We start from the raw sequence: 17,459 nt of genomic DNA, 5'->3' as shown, positions 1-17,459 counted from the left end.
GGTCAGAACGTGTAGCCGATCGAGGCGACCAGGGTGTCGCCATCGGTCTTGCGGATGCGCGCGCCGTCCTGCACCCAGTACAGCTCGTGCGCGTTGACCCGGGTGCTGACCCAGTCCAGGTTCCAGTCCAGGCCCCAACGCTTGTGGGTGATGCCGATCTGGTAGTCGGCGAAGCTGCCCTCGCTGAAATTGCGCAGCTTCTGGTAGCCGGCGTGCAGGCGCAGCGTGGTCGACGGCAATACCGACGGCAGCAGCGGCGTCTGGTAGTTGAGATCGCCCAGCAGCGTGCCGCGCGAGTCGTGCTCGCCACGGGCGAAGCAGCGCAGCGCCGTCGTCGGGTCGGCGGCGAACTGCAGGATCTGCGCGCACACGCCACCGGTGTCGGCACCGCGGTAGGTCTTGGAGAACACGTACAACAGGCGGCCCTCGACCGCGCCGTAGCCGAGTTCGAGCACGCCGAAATTGCTATCGTAGTCGGTGCGGCGGATGTCCGCCGGGGTGCCGGTCTGCAGATCGATCTGATGCGGGGCCAGGAAACTGGCGCCCGGGAACCGTTCCGTGGCCAGGCCGACACCGGCATGCCATGCATCGGGATTGCCGAAGCGATAGCCGGCCGCGGCGGTGATGCCCAGGCCGTCGCCATCGAGGAACTGTTTCTTGCTGACCTTGGCCACCTCCAGCAGCGCGACGAAGCCGCTGGCGTGCACGAACTGGGTGGTCCATTTCAGCGACGGGCGCATCAGCGAGTCGGACACGCCGCGCGTGCGCTGCTCGCTCATCAGCTTGATCTGATTCTGGAACTCGTAGTTGACCATGCCATCGGCGTCGGCCTGCTGGGCGTGGGCCCGGGCGCAGCAGGCGCCGTGCAGGGCCAGTGCGCCCGCGAGGGTCGCCATGAAGCGGACTGCAGTCATCTCAATCTCCCCTGTTCGCTGAGGAAGGTGGGACGCGCGGCGGCCGTCGCAGGCACCGCACGTCGAGGGTGCCGGCGCGTTGCGCGCGCGGCGGGTGACTACCTGGCGCAGACCGGCGTGCTGGGCAGCGCCTGCACGCGGGTGAAGCGTTCGGTCTCGCCGAGCACTTCCACGCCGACGAAGGCGCGCAGGTCCAGCGATTTGCCGCTGGCGCGCAGCGTCGCCTTGTAGCGCTTGCCGCTGCGCGGATCGAACGCCCAGCCGTCGCGCCAGGTGTCGCCGTCCTCGCGCGCCAGACGTGCGATCTGCACGCCGCAGGTATCGGTGGCGGTGCCGGCGTCCTTGTCCCAGACGATGCGTCCGCACAAGGCCGTGGCCGCATCCGCACACGGCGCGAACTCCACCACCGCGTCCTTGGCCGCGGTCAGCCACAGCCCCTGCGCCCCGGCCGGTGCGGCGCCTGCCGCAGCCGGCGTCAGCAACCAACCCGCAACGACCACACCGACCACGCAGTACCACTTGATTCCCGGACTCGCCTGCATCGAACGCCCCCCGCCATCGCGCAATTAAGTAGTGAAAACTACCGTATAGCGATCACTACCGTTTTGCAAGCATTGTCCGCACGGCGTTCGCCGCGGGCGCGACGAAGCGCGCAACCGCTTGGATTCAAAGGGATTGCTTGAAAGGCACCCTGCGTGCGCCGACCGGCCTTTGCGGCATTGCAACAGCCGACAGCGAACACAGCGGCCGCACCTCGGCGCACGTCACGGCCACGGCATCGCAATGCATGCGGCGAACGCGTCGGCCACACCAGCCAACGCCACAGCCGAGCGCGGCGCGCCGCCCGACTCAATCGGCAGTTTCAAAAAACGAGGAGGACAGAACGCTGGTCGGGGTTTGCGGCCAGCAGACTGCAGCGGCAATCGCCACGGCATCGAAAGTGGGGCCGCCGCGCACACGGGGCGGCATTGCCGATGCAGGCCAGTGCGAGAGGTGGCGACCGGCACGAGCGGCTGGTCGCAGGCAGCCGGCGATCGCACGGCCGCGGTGGCGGGGAACTCCCCGCTCAGTGCATCGGCGCCTCCCGCAAGCGGGAGGCGCGCGTCTGGATCAGGCGTCCTTGCCGGACACGTGCCCGTCGATCTTCGAGGTCTGGTACAGCGCCATGCCGATGCGCTTGATCAGGCCGAGCTGCTGCTCCAGCCACCAGGCGTGGTCTTCCTCGGTGTCGCGCAACTGCGCCAGCAGCACGTCGCGGCTGACGTAGTCGCCGTGCTGCTCGCACAGTTTCATGCCCGCGGCCAGGTTGGCGCGCACTTCGTACTCGACCTTCAGGTCCTTCTCCAGCATTTCCTCGACCGTGCGCCCGGGTTCGAAGGCATGCGGGCGCATGTCCGGGTCGCCTTCCAGGAACAGGATGCGCCGCAGCAGCGCATCGGCGTGCTCGGTCTCCTCTTCCATCTCGTGGTTGATGCGTTCGTACAGCGCCAGCAGGCCCTGGTCCTCGTAACGCCGCGAGTGGATGAAATACTGGTCGCGCGCGGCCAGTTCGCCGCGCAGCAGCTCCTTGAGGCATTGCACAACGTCGGGGTGTCCCTTCATGGGGCGGGCTCCGTGGGGTCGACTGAGGGCGCCATAGTGCCCGATGCCGCCGCGCCGCGTTCCAATCGGAATCATTCACATCCCGAGTCGCACCACCCACGATGCGTGACCCCGCGCACAGCGCGCCGCGCCTACGCGGGAACGACACGCATGCGTGTCTAGAATCGGAGACTTGTCACCGGAGAGAGACGATGCGCGGTCGATGGAAACGCCTGCTGCTGGGCACGCTGCTGCTGGCGGCCGCCCTAGTCCTGGGCGTCTGGCTGCTGCTGCGCGGCAGCCTGGCCACGCTGGACGGCAACGCGCCGCTGCAAGGCCTGCGGGCGCCGGTGAGCATCCAGCGCGACGCACTGGGCACGGTCACCATCGAGGCCGCCGACGAAGCCGATGCGATGCGCGCGCTCGGCTACGTGCATGCGCAGGAGCGCTTCTTCGAGATGGACCTGCTGCGCCGCGCGGCCGCTGGCGAATTGTCCGAACTGGTCGGCCCGCACGCGCTGGGCGTGGACAAGGCGCGCCGTGCGCAGCGCCTGCGTGCCCGCAGCAGCGCGCAACTGGCCGCGTTCGCCGGCACGCACGCGGCGTCGCTGCAGGCCTACAGCGCCGGGGTCAACCAGGGCCTGCATGCGCTGCGGGTGCGGCCGTGGCCGTACCTGTTGCTGTTCGCCGCGCCGCGCGACTGGCAGCCGGTGGATTCGGCGCTGGCCGGCCAGGCGATGTACTTCGACCTGCAGGGCAAGCAGCTCGATCGCAAGCTGGAGCTGTACCGGCTGCAGCAGCGCTTGCCGGCGCCGCTGTACGCCCTGCTGCGCCACGAAGGCAGCAGTTGGGACGCCGCGCTGGATGGCAGCGGGGTCGGCGACGCAGTGTTGCCCGACGCCGGTCAGGTCGATCTGCGCAGGCTGCCGGATGGGGCCGCGCAGGCCAACGCCGACGCGGTGGCTCCTGCCGCGCCCGGCAGCAACAACTGGGCGATTGCCGGCAGCCGCACTGCCGACGGCCGCGCCATCGTCGCCAACGACATGCACCTGGGCCTGCGCGCGCCCAGCCTGTGGTTCCGGGTGCGCCTGCGCTATGCCGATGCGCAGGCGCCGGGCGGCCGCGTGGACGTGTCCGGCTTCTCCCTGCCCGGCCTGCCGGCGGTGATCGTCGGCAGCAACGGCCACATCGCCTGGGGCTTCACCAACAGCTATGCCGATACCGCCGACTGGTACCGGCTCACCCCATGTGCCGCGACGCCGCAACCCGGCTGCACGCCGGTCAGCGTGCACAACGAACGGATCCGGGTGTCGGGCGCGCCCAACACCGTGCTGCAGGTGGAAGACACCGCCTACGGTCCGATCCTGCAGCATGAACCCGACGGCAGTGCCCTGGCATTGCGTTGGGCGGCGCAACTGCCGGGTGCGCTGAACCTGGGCCTGGCCGACTTCGCCCGCGCCACGTCCCTCCCCGATGCCTTCGCCCGCGCGCAACGCATCGCCACGCCCGCGCAGAACCTGGTGCTGGCCGACCGCGACGGCCATATCGGCTGGCGCGTGCTCGGCCCGCTGCCGCTGCGCGGCCCGCATTGCGCAGCCGACGCAGTCATGCACGACGTGCGCGCGTCGGTGCCGGCGGACGCGCGCTGCGCGCCGTGGCCGCTGTCCACCACCCAGTCGCCGCAGCGCATCGATCCCGCCGACGGGCAACTGTGGACCGCCAATGCCCGCGTGGTCGGCGGCGCCGAACTGGCACCGCTCGGCGACGGCGGCTACGCGCTGGGCGCGCGTGCGCAGCAGATCCGCGACGACGTGCGCCTGCATCCGCACCTCGACGAACGGCAGTTGCTGGCGATCCAGCTCGACGACCGCGCGCTGTTCCTGCAGCGCTGGTGGGCGCTGCTGCAGCAACGCGATGCCGGTGCGGCGACGCCGGCGCTGCACGCCGTGGCGCAGGCGGCCAAGCACTGGGAAGGCCGCGCCAGCACCGGTTCGGTGAGCTACACCCTGGTGCGCGCCTGGCGCCTGGCGGTGCTGACCCGGATCCGCGACGGCCTGATCGCACCGGCGCGTACAGGATCGGACGCCGATGCCGCGCCCCCGGCGCTGCCGCAACTGGAAGGCGTGGCCTGGCCGCTGCTGCAGCAACAGCCGCTGCACCTGCTGCCGCGCCGCTACGGCAGTTGGCAGGCGCTGCTGGAAGACGCCGCCACCGAGGTGAGCACGCACCTGCAGGCCGAAGGCCCGCTGGACACGCGCCGCTGGGGCCTGGAGAACCGCGCGGCGATCTGCCATCCGCTGGCGCAGGGCCTGCCCGGGCCGCTGCGCGGCTGGCTGTGCATGCCGGACACCCCGCTCCCCGGCGACGACAACATGCCGCGGGTGCAGCGCCCGGAATTCGGCGCCTCCGAACGCATGGTGGTGGCGCCCGGCCACGAAGCCGACGGCATCGTGCACATGCCGGGCGGCCAGAGCGGCCACCCACTGTCGCCGTTCTGGGGCGCCGGCCACGCCGACTGGGTGCAGGGCCGTGCCACAAAGTTCCTGCCTGGCCCGACCCGGTACACGCTGACATTAAGCCCGACCGCACCACAATGACCTGATATGGGTCCGCGCCGGCGTCTGTCCGCCTGCGCTGGCTTACCGCCTTCCCTCCCCCCACTGCCGAGTCTGCCTACCGATGAAGCGCCCTCCCCTGCTCGCCCTGTTGCTGCCGCTCGCCGCGGCCGTGTCGTTCTCCGCCAGCGCCGCGCCGGCCGCCGACGCGCCCACTGCCGCCGCCGACTGCAGCGTGCGCGCCGAACCCGGCGACGACCTGCAGGCCGCGATCGACCGCGTCCCCAACGACGGCAAGCCCGCCACCGTGTGCCTGAGCGCGGGCGAGTTCCCGGTGAGCAAGCTGATCTCGATCCAGCGCGACGGCCTGCGCCTGCGCGGCCAGGGCGACAGCACCGTGCTGCGCATGCGCGACCACGTGCAGCAACCCACCATCGTGATCGGCGACTACCAGAACGAGCGTCCGATCCGGCCGATCCGCGACGTGCGCGTGGAGCAGTTGCAGATCGTCGGCGGCACCATCGACAAGGAGTTCATGCCCGAACGCCCGTACCTGAGCAACAGCCTGGTGGTGGTGCGCAACGGCCAGAACATCCAGCTGACCCACCTGCGGGTGAGCAAGTGCCGCAGCGCCTGCCTGCTCAGCGAGTTCGACAGCCGCGACCTGCTGATCGCGCACAACGACGTGTCCGGCGCGACCTGGGACGGGGTGTCGTTCAACCGCACCGCCAAGGTCAAGCTGATCGACAACGTGATCCACGACAACGTCGCCGCCGGCATCACCACCGAGCACCTGGAAGACAGCGAGATCCGCGACAACCGCCTGGAGCGCAACGGCAGCCAGGGCGTGTACCTGGCCGACGCACGCCGCAACCTGTTCGCGGGCAACCAGTTCATCGACAACAAGGGCGCCGGGCTCTACCTGACCTGCTCGATCCGCCAGCGCACGCCGCAGATCCTGTGCTGGGACAACAGCATGAGCCAAGACAACACCTTCGAGAACAACACCTTCCGCGGCAATCCCTACACCTACACCATCGGCGTGGACAGCGCAGCCAACTGCACCGGCCCGGACTTCCGCCCCAACCTGTGGCGCAAGAACAACCAGGCCGATGCCTCGGGCATCGACATCCAGCCCGAACGCTACGGCCACTGCGTGCGCTTCGAGTAAGCGCAGGCGGCCGCCGCACCTGCGGCACGCCACTTCTGCCCCGGCAGGGTGGCGTGACGGCCTGGCGCGGCAGGCGCCCGCCAGGCTTCGCGCCTGCGCCTGACGGCGCCAGGGTCTGTGCGCCCTGTCTCCCCTGCTTCGCCCGCCCGACGCCGGACGCCTGCCCGCCACGCTGACCACGGCAGGTGCGCCGGCGACCGCGGCAAGCCGCTCAAGCTCTCCCCGCGGCGGCCGCTAACCGGTGACGACGCCCCAGCGACCGACGGACCGCGCTGGATCACCGATCGACCGTGCCGCGCAGGCGCTGGAGTGCCGCCGCGCGCTCTGGGAGAGCAGATGAACTACCACCTTCATGTCCGCCGCACCCTCGACCGGCCGATCCTGGCGATCCAGGGCCTGACCCTGTGCGTCTGGCTGGCGCTGCTGCTGTGCAACCCCTACCTGCGCCATCCGCTGGACCCGCGCTACGCGCTGGCGTTCGTCGCCATGCTCGGCAGCGGCTTGGTCATGCGCATGGCCAAGCAATCCTGGCAATGGCGGCTGGGCGCCTTCCTGTCGGTGATCGCGTTCGACGCCGCGTTCCGGCTGCAACTGCATCACATGGGCAGCGCCAGCGTGAGCTGGATGCTGCCGGTGGCGGTGACCCTGAGCCTGGGCTACAGCGTGCTGTTCAGCCACGCGCGCGACTATCTGCTTGCCCTGGCCTGCACCTGGGCGATCATGCTCGGCTGGCACGACAGCCTGGTGCCGAGCGCGGCCGACCTGCCGCTGCTGGAACTCCTGGTGGCGGCGGTGACGATCATCGGGCTGGCCATGAACCACGTCGTCGTCACCGCCCTGCGCAGCAACTACGCGCATCGGGAAAACGATCGACGCCTGGCCGCTACCGATGCGCTGACCGGTCTTCCCAACCGGCGCGCGCTCATCGCCGAGCTGGAGGCAGCGATCGGCGCCCGGCACGCCGTACAGCTGGCCATGCTGGAGATCGACGACTTCGAGCGGATCGGCGCAGAGCACGGCCATCACGTGGGCGATGCGGTGCTGCAGGCGCTGGCGACGGAGCTGGTGCGGCTGGATCCGCGCTGCCGTGTCGGCCGCCTCGGCGGCGAGGAATTCGGCCTGCTGTTCGAGGGCGTGTCGCAGGCCAAGGCGAGCGAACGGCTGCAGCGCCTGCAGCAGCGCATCCGCAACCTGCGCGTGGACGGGGCCGCGTTCACCTGCAGCGTCGGCCTGGCCTCGCTGCCGGCCGGCGGCGAGGTGTCGGACCTGCTCGCACGCGCCGACCGCGCGCTGTCCGCCGCCCGACAAGACGGCCACGGCAGCCTCCGCCTCGACTGCGCTGTGGCGGTGGCCGCAACGTCGGCGGTGCGCGTTAGCGACGCCACGCTACCGGAGGCGGCGCCTTTGTAACCACCGCACCAGTGCGCAGGCCAATCGCACACGCGACGGCGCGCTGAATCGATCGCATGAGCCAACCACAGAGTGTCGGCTGACGTATGTGTCACTGATCGGAGTGCTGTACACAGCCATCCACAACACGCTGAAAGCGTTAGCATGATCCATGCGAACCACACGCCGTGGTTCGCATGGATCCAAGCGCCTGTGCCCGTAAATCTAGGCGGCGCCGGGCACGTTTCACCGACATCCGGCTTGCTGGCGCAAGGGCAGGACGCCGGAGCACCAAGCCCCACTCATCCCAGCGCCTGCGCGTGTACCCCGGCCACCGCGCGGCCGGAGGGATCGGCCATCGTCGCGAAGCTCGCGTCCCATGCGATTGCCGCCGGCGAGGAACAGGCGATCGACTTGCCGCCAGGCACGGTCTCGGCCGCGGCCGGGGTCGGGAACACGCGCTCGAACAGGCTGCGGTAGTAATAGGCTTCCTTGGTCTGCGGCGGGTTCACCGGGAAGCGCTTGTCGGCCGCGGCCAGTTCGCGGTCGCTCACCTGCGCCTCGGCATGCGCCTTCAGCCCATCGATCCAGCCGTAGCCGACGCCGTCGCTGAACTGCTCCTTCTGCCGCCACAGGATCGACTCGGGCAGGTAGCCCTCGAAGGCTTCGCGCAGCACCGCCTTCTCGATGCGCTTGCTGCCGTCGGCGCGGGTGCCGGCCATCTTGTACTGGGCGTCCATGCGCATGGCCACGTCCAGGAACTCCACGTCGAGGAACGGCACGCGCGGCTCCACGCCCCAGGCCATCATCGACTTGTTGGCGCGCAGGCAGTCGTAGTTGTACAGCGCGTCGAGCTTGCGGATCAGTTCTTCGTGGAATTCGCGTGCGTTCGGCGCCTTGTGGAAGTACAGGTAGCCGCCGAAGATCTCGTCGCTGCCTTCGCCGGAGAGCACCATCTTCACCCCCATCGCCTTGATCCGCCGCGCCAGCAGGAACATCGGCGTGGAGGCGCGGATGGTGGTGACGTCGTAGGTCTCGATGTGCCGGATGACTTCCGGCAGCGCATCCAGACCTTCCTCGAAGGTGTATTCGAAACCGTGGTGCACGGTGCCCAGCGCCTCGGCGGCGATCGCCGCGGCGGCCAGGTCCGGCGAGCCCTTCAGGCCGATCGCGAACGAGTGCAGGCGCGGCCACCAGGCCTCGGCCTCGTCGTTCTCCTCGATGCGCTTGCGCGCGAAGCGCGCCGCCACCGCGGCGACCAGCGACGAATCCAGTCCACCGGAGAGCAGCACGCCGTACGGCACGTCGGTCATCAACTGGCGATGCACGGCGCGCTCGAAGGCCTCGCGCAGTTCCTGCTTGCTCACCTCCACGCCCTGCACCGCCGCGTAGTCGCGCCACGGCTTGCGGTAGTACTGCACCAATGCGCCGCTGGCGCTGTCGTAGTAGTGGCCCGGCGGGAACTGGGCGACGTCGGCGCAGCTGTCGGCCAACGACTTCATTTCCGAGGCCACCCGCAGGCGGCCCTGCGCGTCATGGCCCCAGTACAGCGGGCACACCCCCATCGGATCGCGCGCGATCAGCACGCGGCCGGCGGCCTTGTCCCACAGCGCGAAAGCGAAGATGCCGTTGAGGCGGTTGAGCAGCGCCTCCGGCGTGGTCTCGCGGTATAGCGCGTTGATCACCTCGCAGTCCGAGCCGGTCTGGAAGGCGTAGGGCTGGGCGAGTTGTTTCTTCAGCTCGCGATGGTTGTAGATCTCGCCGTTGACCGCCAGCGCCAGTTGCCCGTCGTCGGAGAGCAGCGGCTGCGAGCCGCCGGCCGGGTCGACGATGGCCAGGCGCTCGTGGACCAGGATCGCGCCGTCGTCAACATACACGCCGCTCCAGTCCGGGCCGCGGTGGCGCTGCCGCTGCGAGCAGTCCAGCGCCTGCCGCCGCAGCGCCTGCAGGTCGTCGCCCGGTTGCAGGCCGAAGATGCCGAAGATCGAACACATGGGAAAGCTCCTGATCGTGGGGTGGTGGTTGCGAAGGGGGAGACACCCAGGCACAAAAAAACCCGCATCGGCCGATGCGGGTTTTCTGGTGGCTGGGCGTGGTGTTTCTGGTAGCGCCTAGTCGCAGACCCGCATCGGCCGCGCACGATTATTCGCCAGCGCGTTATTGCGGCCGTTGGCGTTGCTCGAGCGGAGGACGGACAGCGAGGTCATGGGACGACCGTAACCCGGCACGCGGGCCGGCGCAACTGTTACCGCAGCAACCGTTCGATCAGGCGCAGGTACAGGTCCGGCAGCGCCTCCAGGTCGGCCACGCGCACGTGCTCGTCGACCTGGTGGATGCTGGCGTTGACCGGGCCGACCTCGATGCACTGCGCGCCCAATGGCGCGATGAAGCGCGCATCGGAGGTGCCGCCGCCGGTGCTCTCCTCCGGCGGCGCGCCGGCGACCTCGCTCAGCACCTCGCGCGCCACCCGGCGCAGCGTGCCTTCGGGGGTGTAGAACGGCTCGCCGCTGCGGTGCCAGCGCAGTTCGTAGTCCAAGCCATGGCGATCGAACAGCGCGGCGATCTCCGCTTCCAGCCGCGGCGCATCCCAGTGCGGGGTATAGCGCAGGTTGAAGGCGACCTGCAGTTCGCCCGGGATCACGTTGTTGGCGCCGGTACCGGCATGGATGTTGGAGAGTTGCAGGCTGGTCGGCGGGAAGCTTTCGTAGCCGTCGTCCCAATGCCGCGCGACCAACTCGGCCAGTGCCGGCGCGGCCAGGTGGATCGGATTGCGCGCCTTGTGCGGATAGGCCACGTGCCCCTGCACGCCGCGCACGCGCAGCGCGCCGGAAAGACTGCCGCGACGGCCGACCCGCAGCAGGTCGCCAAGCCGCTCGGTGGACGAGGGTTCGCCGGTGATGCACCAGTCGATGCGCTCGCCACGCTCGGCGAACACGCGCGCCACGTGGCGCACGCCGTCGATCGCATCGCCTTCCTCGTCGCTGGTCAGCAGCAGCGCCAGCGTGCCCGGGTGCTGCGGCTGCGCGGCCACGAACCGCTCGGCGGCGACCACGAAGGCGGCCACGCTGCCCTTCATGTCGGCGGCGCCGCGCCCGTACAGCACGCCATCGCGGACCTGCGGTGCGAACGGATCGCTGCTCCAGGCCTCGCGCGGCCCCGGCGGCACCACGTCGGTATGCCCGAGCAGCGCCAGCACCGGACCGTCGCCGCCGCGATGGGTGGCCCACAGGTTGTCGACCTCGCCGCAGCGCAGCCGCTCGATGGCGAAACCGGCGCGCTGCAGCCGCTGCGCGATCAGTGCCTGGCAGCCAGCATCGTCGGGGGTGACCGACGGGCGGGCGATCAGGTCGCAGGCGAGTTCAAGGACATCGGACATGCAGGACACCGTTGGAAGACACGAGAGAGACGCGATGCGGATCGCCAGCGGCAGCGTCGCGTGCGGGCGGCGCCGGAAACGCAGTGTACGAGCGCTGCTGGCGGATTCGAAGGGTCTGCCAGTGTCGCCTGGCGGATGCGCGACGCGGTCGCGGCTTCGCTACAACGCGACGCCCGGCCAGCGCATGCACTGCACGCGCACCGCGAAGGCCTCGTTGCCGGGCATGCGTCCATGCTGCAGGCCGGTTTCGACGAAACCGCAGGCGCGATAGAAGGCCAGCGCCGTGGCATTGCCGTCTAGCAATTCCAGGGTCAGGCCGGCCGGGCTGGCGTCCTGCACCGCCGTCACCAGCGCCCGCCCGATGCCGCGCCGGCGTGCGGTCGGATCCACGTACAGCCAGGCCAGTTCCTCGCCATCGTCGGCGACGAAGCCGAGCACCTGGCCATCGCACTCGGCGACCTGCACGCGGTAGTCGAACAGGCCTTCTCGCTCGGCCGCGATCGGCAGCGGCAGGAACGCATCGGGCAACCCCGCCGCCTGCAGTTCCTCCAGACGCGCGGCGTCGTGGATGGCGCACAGGCGCGCCCAGTCCTCGGCCCGGTACGGGCGGATGGTCACGCGATCCCGAACCGCTGCTTGAAGCCGTTGTCGGAGAAGCCCTGGCTGAGCTTGCCGTCGTCGGTCACCACCACCGGTCGCCGGATCAGTTGCGGATACTCGCGCAGCAGCAGCTTCCACTCGGCATCGGAGCCGGGCGTCTTCTTGTTGTCGGGCAACTGCCGCCAGGTGGTGGAGGACTTGTTGACCAGCGCGTCGAACCCACCGGCCTGGCCGGCCCACTCCAGCAGAGTTTCCGGGGTCGGCTTGTGCTCGCGGTAATCGACGAAGGTATAGGCCACGCCGAAGCGATCCAGCCACTTCGTCGCCTTCTTGCAGGTGTCGCAGTTCTTCAATCCGTACAACGTCGTCATCGAAACATCCCTTCAAGCGAATGAAGCCCCTCTCCCACCGGGAGAGGGGTTGGGGTGAGGGTCGGTCGGCCAGGACAGATCGCCGCCCAAAGCGCCGCGCACCGCCTCTTGGCGGGCGATGCCATCAGGAGACGAACCGGGCACTCCGTCATCGACAGGCCGCAGCGCGCGTGATCTTACCCGCCGCGCGCGCCATCGGCTTCCCAGGCGCAAGAAGAAGCCGCCAGGCCTCACTGCGCCGGCACTTCCTTGAGTTGCGCCGAGTCGATCCGCCAGCGCAGTTGCGCCGCCGAAGCCCCGTCCACACCGTTGACCCGGCGCAGCACGTAGTCGCCGCGGAAGCGCTGCCGCGTGCCGTCGGCCAGCGTCGCCTCCACGGTGACCGGGACCGGCTGATACACCGAGCCGGCGGCGCCGTCGCCGCGGCCCAGCGTGCCAATCGTCGCCTTCACCGCGCGCGTCTGCGCGAAGCCGGCCTTGAACGCGGCATAGGACTGCCCCGGCCGCCCGTCCTCGCCCCACTGCTGCCAGGCCGTGGCGTAGTCGCGCGCGTTGATCGCTGCGTAATAACGCCGCACCACGTCTGCCGCCGCCTGCGGGCTGTCGGCGGCCGGGCCGCAGCCGACCGTGGTCGGTTCGTCGCGGCCGAGAAGCGCGCAACTGCGGGCGATCTCGTCGTCGATCATCGCGCAGCTATTGGCGGCATTGCAGGGCGGATGCGTGGCCGGCGACACCGCGCGACAGGTGTCCACGCGCACCGCCGCGGCGTCGGCGCCGATCTCGTCGGCACAGGACAGCGGCTCGCCTGCGGCGCTGGCGCTCTGCGCCGTCGTCGCAGGCGCTTGCGCAGGCGCAGGTGTCGCGGACGAAGCGGGATTTGGCGCAGCGGCCGCCACCGCTGGCGTGTCACCAGCCTTGGGCGCCGTCGGTGCCGGCGCGCCCTCACGGCCGCACCCTGACAGCACGAACGCTGCCGTCATCCAGCAAGCCCACATGATCGTACGCATCGGTGTCTCCTGTCGTGGTAGTGGCAGCACCCGGCGACGGTTTGCAACGGACATCGGGTCCGATACGCACCGACGCAACAGCGCCCAGACCTGCGTGCGGCAGCATATCCAGGCGCCGATGTACGTCGGGTGTGCGCCCTTCCCTGGCCGCGAGATCGCGGGCCCTGCGAGGCAACCGCGTCGCAACGTGCGACAACCACATGATGTGCCCGGCCTACCCGCAGATGGGGCACTGGCGTCGGATTCGCTGGAGGTTCGGCATGTCAGCATACCGATGACGACGGAAGCCACAGCGTGCTTTACCGCCGTTGCTTTTGCTTTTGATCTACCGGGTTCCCTTCCGCAGCGGCGGATGCATCGGGGAAAAACCCGAAGGGCGGCGCACATGGATGTGCGCCGTCCGCGGCAGGGGCAGGGCTCGCCGGAAAAAGGCGAAGCACTGCTTCGCCCCGGCGGGCGGGCTGGCGCCGTGAGGCGACTGCCCCGGACTTGGCTGCAAAGCAGCCAAGCCCCTTCCGCGGATCCCCGGTGCATCCGCGGACCCGGAGCGCGTAGCGCGGAGGGCGCAAGGCAGGGCGCGCTTTCTTTTGGTTACCTTTTCTTTGCGCGAGCAAAGAAAAGTAACTCGCCCGACAGGGCGAAAGCCTTTGCTGTTGCCTAAAGCTCAAGACATGTAAAGCGGCTTCAACGTCAACGCAATGCGGTGCCGCGGGGCAGCTCGTCTCCGCCAATGTCACGCCCTACGCACCAGACACCAACACGCACAATAACCGCGCAACACACAAAGGCCTCCGCCTGACCACGACATCGACAGGAAGCAGCACACCAAAGCGAGACCGGGCTGGGCCCGGTCCCACCATGCTCAGTCGGCCAGCCCGCGCAGCAGATCGTTGACGCTGGTCTTGCTGCGGGTCTTGGCGTCGACCTGCTTGACGATCACCGCGCAGTACAGCGAGTGCGAGCCGTCCTTGGACGGCAACTGCCCGGACACCACCACGCTGTACGGCGGCACGTAACCGTAGGAGATCTCGCCGGTGGCGCGGTTGTAGATGCGCGTGCTCTGGCCCAGGAACACACCCATGCCGATCACGCTGTGGTGGCCGACCACCACGCCCTCCACCACCTCCGAGCGCGCACCGATGAAACAGTGGTCCTCGATGATGGTGGGGCTGGCCTGCAGCGGTTCGAGCACGCCGCCGATGCCGGCGCCGCCGGACAGGTGGCAGTGCTTGCCGATCTGCGCGCAGGAGCCGACCGTGGCCCAGGTGTCGACCATGGTGCCCTCGCCAACGTGCGCGCCGATGTTGGTGAAGCTCGGCATCAGCACCACGTCCTTGCCGAAGTAGCTGCCGCGACGCGCTACCGCGCCCGGCACCACGCGCACCCCGGCCTTGCGGAACTCGGCTTCGTGATAGCCGGCGAAACGCGATTCCACCTTGTCCCAGAACGGCGCAGGCTGCGCTTCCACCACGGCCATCTCGTTGACCCGGAAGTACAGCAGCACCGCCTTCTTCAGCCACTCGTTGACCTTCCAGCCGCCGTGCCCGTCGGGCTCGGCGACGCGGAACTCGCCGCTCTCCAGGCCGTCGATGACGCGGTTGACCACCGGCCGAGTGGATCCCTCGATCTCGTCCAGGGTCAGCGTGGCACGGCGCTCGAAGGCGCTGTCGATGGTGAACTTCAGTTCGTCGGCGCTGGGCACGGCGACCGGCTTGGCGCGCAGCGGCTTCGGCGCGGGCTTGGCCGGCTTGGCTGCCGCGGTGGGCGTCGCCGGCTTGGCGGCGGCCGGCTTGGCGGTCTTCTTCGGGGCCGTCTTCTCGGGCGCCGCCGGCTTGGCAGCGGACTTCTTGGCGGCGGGCTTCTTGGTGGCCATCAGCGGGGGTCTCCAGGCGGGGTATCGGGGTCCAGGCATGCCTGCAGCGCGGCCTGCAGCGCCTGGCGGGCGGCCTCGGGCAACGGCAGGTTGTGCTCGTCGGTGATGTGGAACAGGTCCTCGGCGCGCTCGCCGAAGGTGGCGATGCGCGCGTCGTGCACGCGCAGGTGGTGCCGGCGCAGCACCTGGGCCACGTCCGCCAGCAGTCCCGGGCGGTCCGGCGCGACCAGGCCGAGCCGGGTCAGGCGGCCATCGAGGCTCTCGCGGAACTCGATGCGCGGCGCGAAGCGGAAATGCCGCAGTTGCCGCGGCACCACCCGTCGCGCCGGGCGCAGGCGCGCGAGGTCGCCGTCCAGCGCCTCGCGCAGCCCTGCCTGCAGTTGCGCCAGGTCGCCGCTGGCGAAGGCATCGGCGGGCATCACTTCGAAGGTATCGAAAATCGCGTCGTGCGGGGCGTCGAGCACCCGCGCGCGATGGATGCCGTAGCCGAGCCGGTCCAGGGTCATCACGATCGCGGCGAACAGGCCGTCGCGGTCCGGCGAGTACACGAACACTTCCAGCGCCGCGTCGTCGGGGGTGACCGGGCGCACCTTGACCAGGGTGCCGCCCAGTTCCACCTCCATCAGCGAGGTCGCCTGCCAGGCCAGTTGTTCGGGGCGGAAGCGCAGGAAGCTCTCGTCCGGCATGCCGGCGAACTGGCGGTCGATGGTGACGTCGTCGTGGCCCTGGATGTGCATCAGCGCGCGCGTGGCCTCGCGCGCCTCCTGCAGCCGCTCGGCCACCGGCAACGGATGCTCCAGGCCTTCGCGCAGGGCGCGGCGCGCGGCGAAGTACAGGTCGGCCAGCAGCCGGTCCTTCCAGGCGTTCCACAGCTTGGGGCTGGTGCCGGCGATGTCGGCGCAGGTCAGCAGGTACAGATAGTCCAGCCGCTCGCGGTCGCCGACCAGGCTGGCGAAGCGATGGATCACCTCCGGATCGGCGATGTCCTGCTTCTGCGCGGTCACCGACATGCGCAGGTGCTGCTCGACCAGCCAGGCGACCAGGTCGGTGTCGGCGGCGCTGAGCGCATGCGCAGCGCAGAACGCGCGCGCATCCACCGCGCCCAGTTCCGAATGGTCGCCGCCGCGGCCCTTGGCGATGTCGTGGAACAGGCCGGCCAGCAGCAACAGTTCCGGCTTGCGCAGCCGCGGCCACACTTCATGCGCGATCGAGAAGCGCTCGTCGGCGCGCGCGTTGGCGAACACCGCCATGTTCTTCAGCACCATCAGCGTGTGCTGGTCGACCGTGTACACATGGAACAGGTCGAACTGCATGCGCCCGGACACCTGCGCGAACGCCGGGATCCACTGCCCGAGCACGCCCAGCCGCGCCATGCGGGTCAGCGTCTGCACCGCGCGCGGGCCGCGCAGCAGCGCCAGGAAGCGCTCGCGCGCGGTGGTCGTGGCGTCGGCGTAGGCCGGCAGGTGCGGCAGCGCCTCGGCCAGCGCACGCGCGGTCAGCGAATGCAGGCCGCGGATCTCGCCGTGCGCGGCCCAGGTGGCGAACAACGCGAACACCTGCACCGGGTCGGCCTGCGGCCAGTGCTCGTCGTCGGCGGCCAGGTAGCCGCGGCGCAGCGAGAAGCCGCCGTGCAGCGGCTGCGGCTGTGCTTCGCCGTCGAACTGTTCCTCGAAGCGTTGCAGCAGCCGGTCGCTGAGCCGGCGCACGATCGCCGCGCTGCGGTAGAAGCGCTGCATCATCTTCTCCACGCCGAGGCTCTCGGGGTCGTCGGAGAAGCCCAGGCGCTGCGCCAGCGCCTTCTGGTAATCGAAGCGCAAGCGCTCTTCCGGGCGGTTGGCCACCAAGTGCAGTCCGTAGCGCAAGCGCGCCAGTTCGCGACGCTCGCGGCGCAGCGCCGCGGCTTCGTCGCCGCCGACGTGGCCCAGCCCGATCAGCGGCTCCAGGTCGCGCACGCCGAACGCGCGCAGCGCCATCCAGCCGAGCGTGTGCAGGTCGCGCAGGCCGCCGGGGCCGTCCTTGATGTCCGGCTCCAGGTTGTCGGCGGTGTCGCCGAAGCGCTGGTGGCGGGCCTGCAACTCCTCGCGCTTGGCCATGAAGAATTCGCGCGGCGGCCACACCCGCTGCGGCGCGATGGCCGCCGCCAGCGCCGCCTTGGCCGTGGCGTCGGCCTGCAGCGGGCGCGCCTCGATCAAGGCGGTCAGCACGGTCTGGTCGGCGCAGGCCGCGGTGCACTGCGCGGCCGAGCGCACCGCATGGCTCACCGGCACACCGGCATCCCACAGCAGCGGGAACAGCCGCGCCAGCGCCGGTTCGTGCGCCGGGTCGAGCTCGCCGAACACCAGCAGGTCGATGTCCGAGCGCGGAAACAGTTCGCCACGGCCATAGCCGCCGACCGCAAACAGGGCCAGCCCGGCCTCGCGCGGCACGCAACGGCTCCAGGCATGGCGGATCAACTGGTCCAGGGCGCGGGCGCGCAGCGCCAGCAGGCGGTCGATGTCGTCGCCCTGGTCGAAGCGCTTGCTCAGCCGCGCATCGGTCTGCGCCAGCAGTTGCCGGACCGCGGCCGCCCAGCCGGCGTCGTCGACACCGGCGCCGGGCATGCCGGCATCGGCGCCGGCCGGC

At 70.0% G+C, this 17,459-nt stretch carries 13 protein-coding genes; 3 read left to right on the top strand and 10 right to left on the bottom strand.

All coding sequences use genetic code 11. The features are described 5' to 3' along the window. Positions 1-2 precede the first annotated feature (2 nt). From AC1PK7_RS07555 to bfr, 3 genes are all read right to left on the bottom strand, one after another. Positions 3-896: a TorF family putative porin gene (locus tag AC1PK7_RS07555; protein WP_481100369.1), complete on the bottom strand. Its 894-nt coding sequence runs from the start codon at positions 894-896 to the stop codon at positions 3-5. A 116-nt stretch (positions 897-1,012) separates the two neighbouring features. Further along, the gene (locus tag AC1PK7_RS07550; RefSeq protein ID WP_481100368.1) at positions 1,013-1,456 is read right to left on the bottom strand and encodes a DUF2147 domain-containing protein; all 444 of its coding nucleotides are present in this window, start codon (positions 1,454-1,456) and stop codon (positions 1,013-1,015) included. A 568-nt stretch (positions 1,457-2,024) separates the two neighbouring features. Beyond that, positions 2,025-2,516, bottom strand: a complete 492-nt coding sequence (bfr, locus tag AC1PK7_RS07545; protein WP_026143459.1) for a bacterioferritin — start codon at positions 2,514-2,516, stop codon at positions 2,025-2,027. Between the two features lie 191 nt (positions 2,517-2,707). Here bfr and AC1PK7_RS07540 point away from each other — a divergent pair, with 191 nt between their 5' ends. The 3 genes from AC1PK7_RS07540 to AC1PK7_RS07530 all read left to right on the top strand — a co-directional run bounded on the left by AC1PK7_RS07540 (position 2,708) and on the right by AC1PK7_RS07530 (position 7,631). Then, positions 2,708-5,092 carry a penicillin acylase family protein gene (locus tag AC1PK7_RS07540; protein ID WP_481100367.1) on the top strand — a complete coding sequence of 795 codons (2,385 nt, stop codon included), beginning with the start codon at positions 2,708-2,710 and terminating at the stop codon, positions 5,090-5,092. An 82-nt stretch (positions 5,093-5,174) separates the two neighbouring features. Then, a complete protein-coding gene (locus AC1PK7_RS07535) occupies positions 5,175-6,221 on the top strand; it encodes a right-handed parallel beta-helix repeat-containing protein (RefSeq protein WP_209244296.1) in 1,047 nt (348 codons plus the stop codon). A 336-nt stretch (positions 6,222-6,557) separates the two neighbouring features. After that, positions 6,558-7,631 carry a GGDEF domain-containing protein gene (locus AC1PK7_RS07530; protein ID WP_481100366.1) on the top strand — a complete coding sequence of 358 codons (1,074 nt, stop codon included), beginning with the start codon at positions 6,558-6,560 and terminating at the stop codon, positions 7,629-7,631. Positions 7,632-7,912: 281 nt separating this feature from the next. Here AC1PK7_RS07530 and asnB read toward each other — a convergent pair whose 3' ends face one another. From asnB to AC1PK7_RS07495, 7 genes are all read right to left on the bottom strand, one after another. Beyond that, on the bottom strand, positions 7,913-9,604 hold the full coding sequence (asnB, locus tag AC1PK7_RS07525; RefSeq protein WP_371181551.1) for an asparagine synthase B: 1,692 nt from the start codon (positions 9,602-9,604) through the stop codon (positions 7,913-7,915). 251 nt (positions 9,605-9,855) lie between these two features. Continuing rightward, positions 9,856-10,986, bottom strand: a complete 1,131-nt coding sequence (gene dapE / locus AC1PK7_RS07520; RefSeq protein ID WP_481100365.1) for a succinyl-diaminopimelate desuccinylase — start codon at positions 10,984-10,986, stop codon at positions 9,856-9,858. 159 nt (positions 10,987-11,145) lie between these two features. Next, positions 11,146-11,604, bottom strand: coding sequence for a GNAT family N-acetyltransferase (locus AC1PK7_RS07515; RefSeq protein WP_420009441.1), 459 nt, complete (start codon positions 11,602-11,604; stop codon positions 11,146-11,148). Next, entirely contained in the window at positions 11,601-11,957 is a 357-nt protein-coding gene (locus AC1PK7_RS07510) for an arsenate reductase (protein WP_209229458.1), read from the bottom strand. The genes AC1PK7_RS07515 and AC1PK7_RS07510 overlap by 4 nt, the downstream gene beginning before the upstream one ends. 230 nt (positions 11,958-12,187) lie before the next feature. Further along, positions 12,188-12,964 (bottom strand): hypothetical protein, encoded by a 777-nt coding sequence (locus tag AC1PK7_RS07505; protein ID WP_481100364.1) that lies wholly within the window; start codon positions 12,962-12,964, stop codon positions 12,188-12,190. An 862-nt stretch (positions 12,965-13,826) separates the two neighbouring features. After that, positions 13,827-14,837: a 2,3,4,5-tetrahydropyridine-2,6-dicarboxylate N-succinyltransferase gene (gene dapD / locus AC1PK7_RS07500; RefSeq protein WP_267104447.1), complete on the bottom strand. Its 1,011-nt coding sequence runs from the start codon at positions 14,835-14,837 to the stop codon at positions 13,827-13,829. After that, complete coding sequence (locus AC1PK7_RS07495; protein ID WP_481100859.1) at positions 14,837-17,437, bottom strand: [protein-PII] uridylyltransferase; 2,601 nt, start codon at positions 17,435-17,437, stop codon at positions 14,837-14,839. Before AC1PK7_RS07495 ends, dapD begins: the two co-directional genes overlap by 1 nt. Positions 17,438-17,459: the final 22 nt, after the last annotated feature.

Source organism: Xanthomonas sp. NCPPB 3174 (assembly GCF_056725205.1).
Note: the sequence above shows the minus strand (reverse complement) of the source record. Positions and strands in the feature narration are given on the sequence as shown.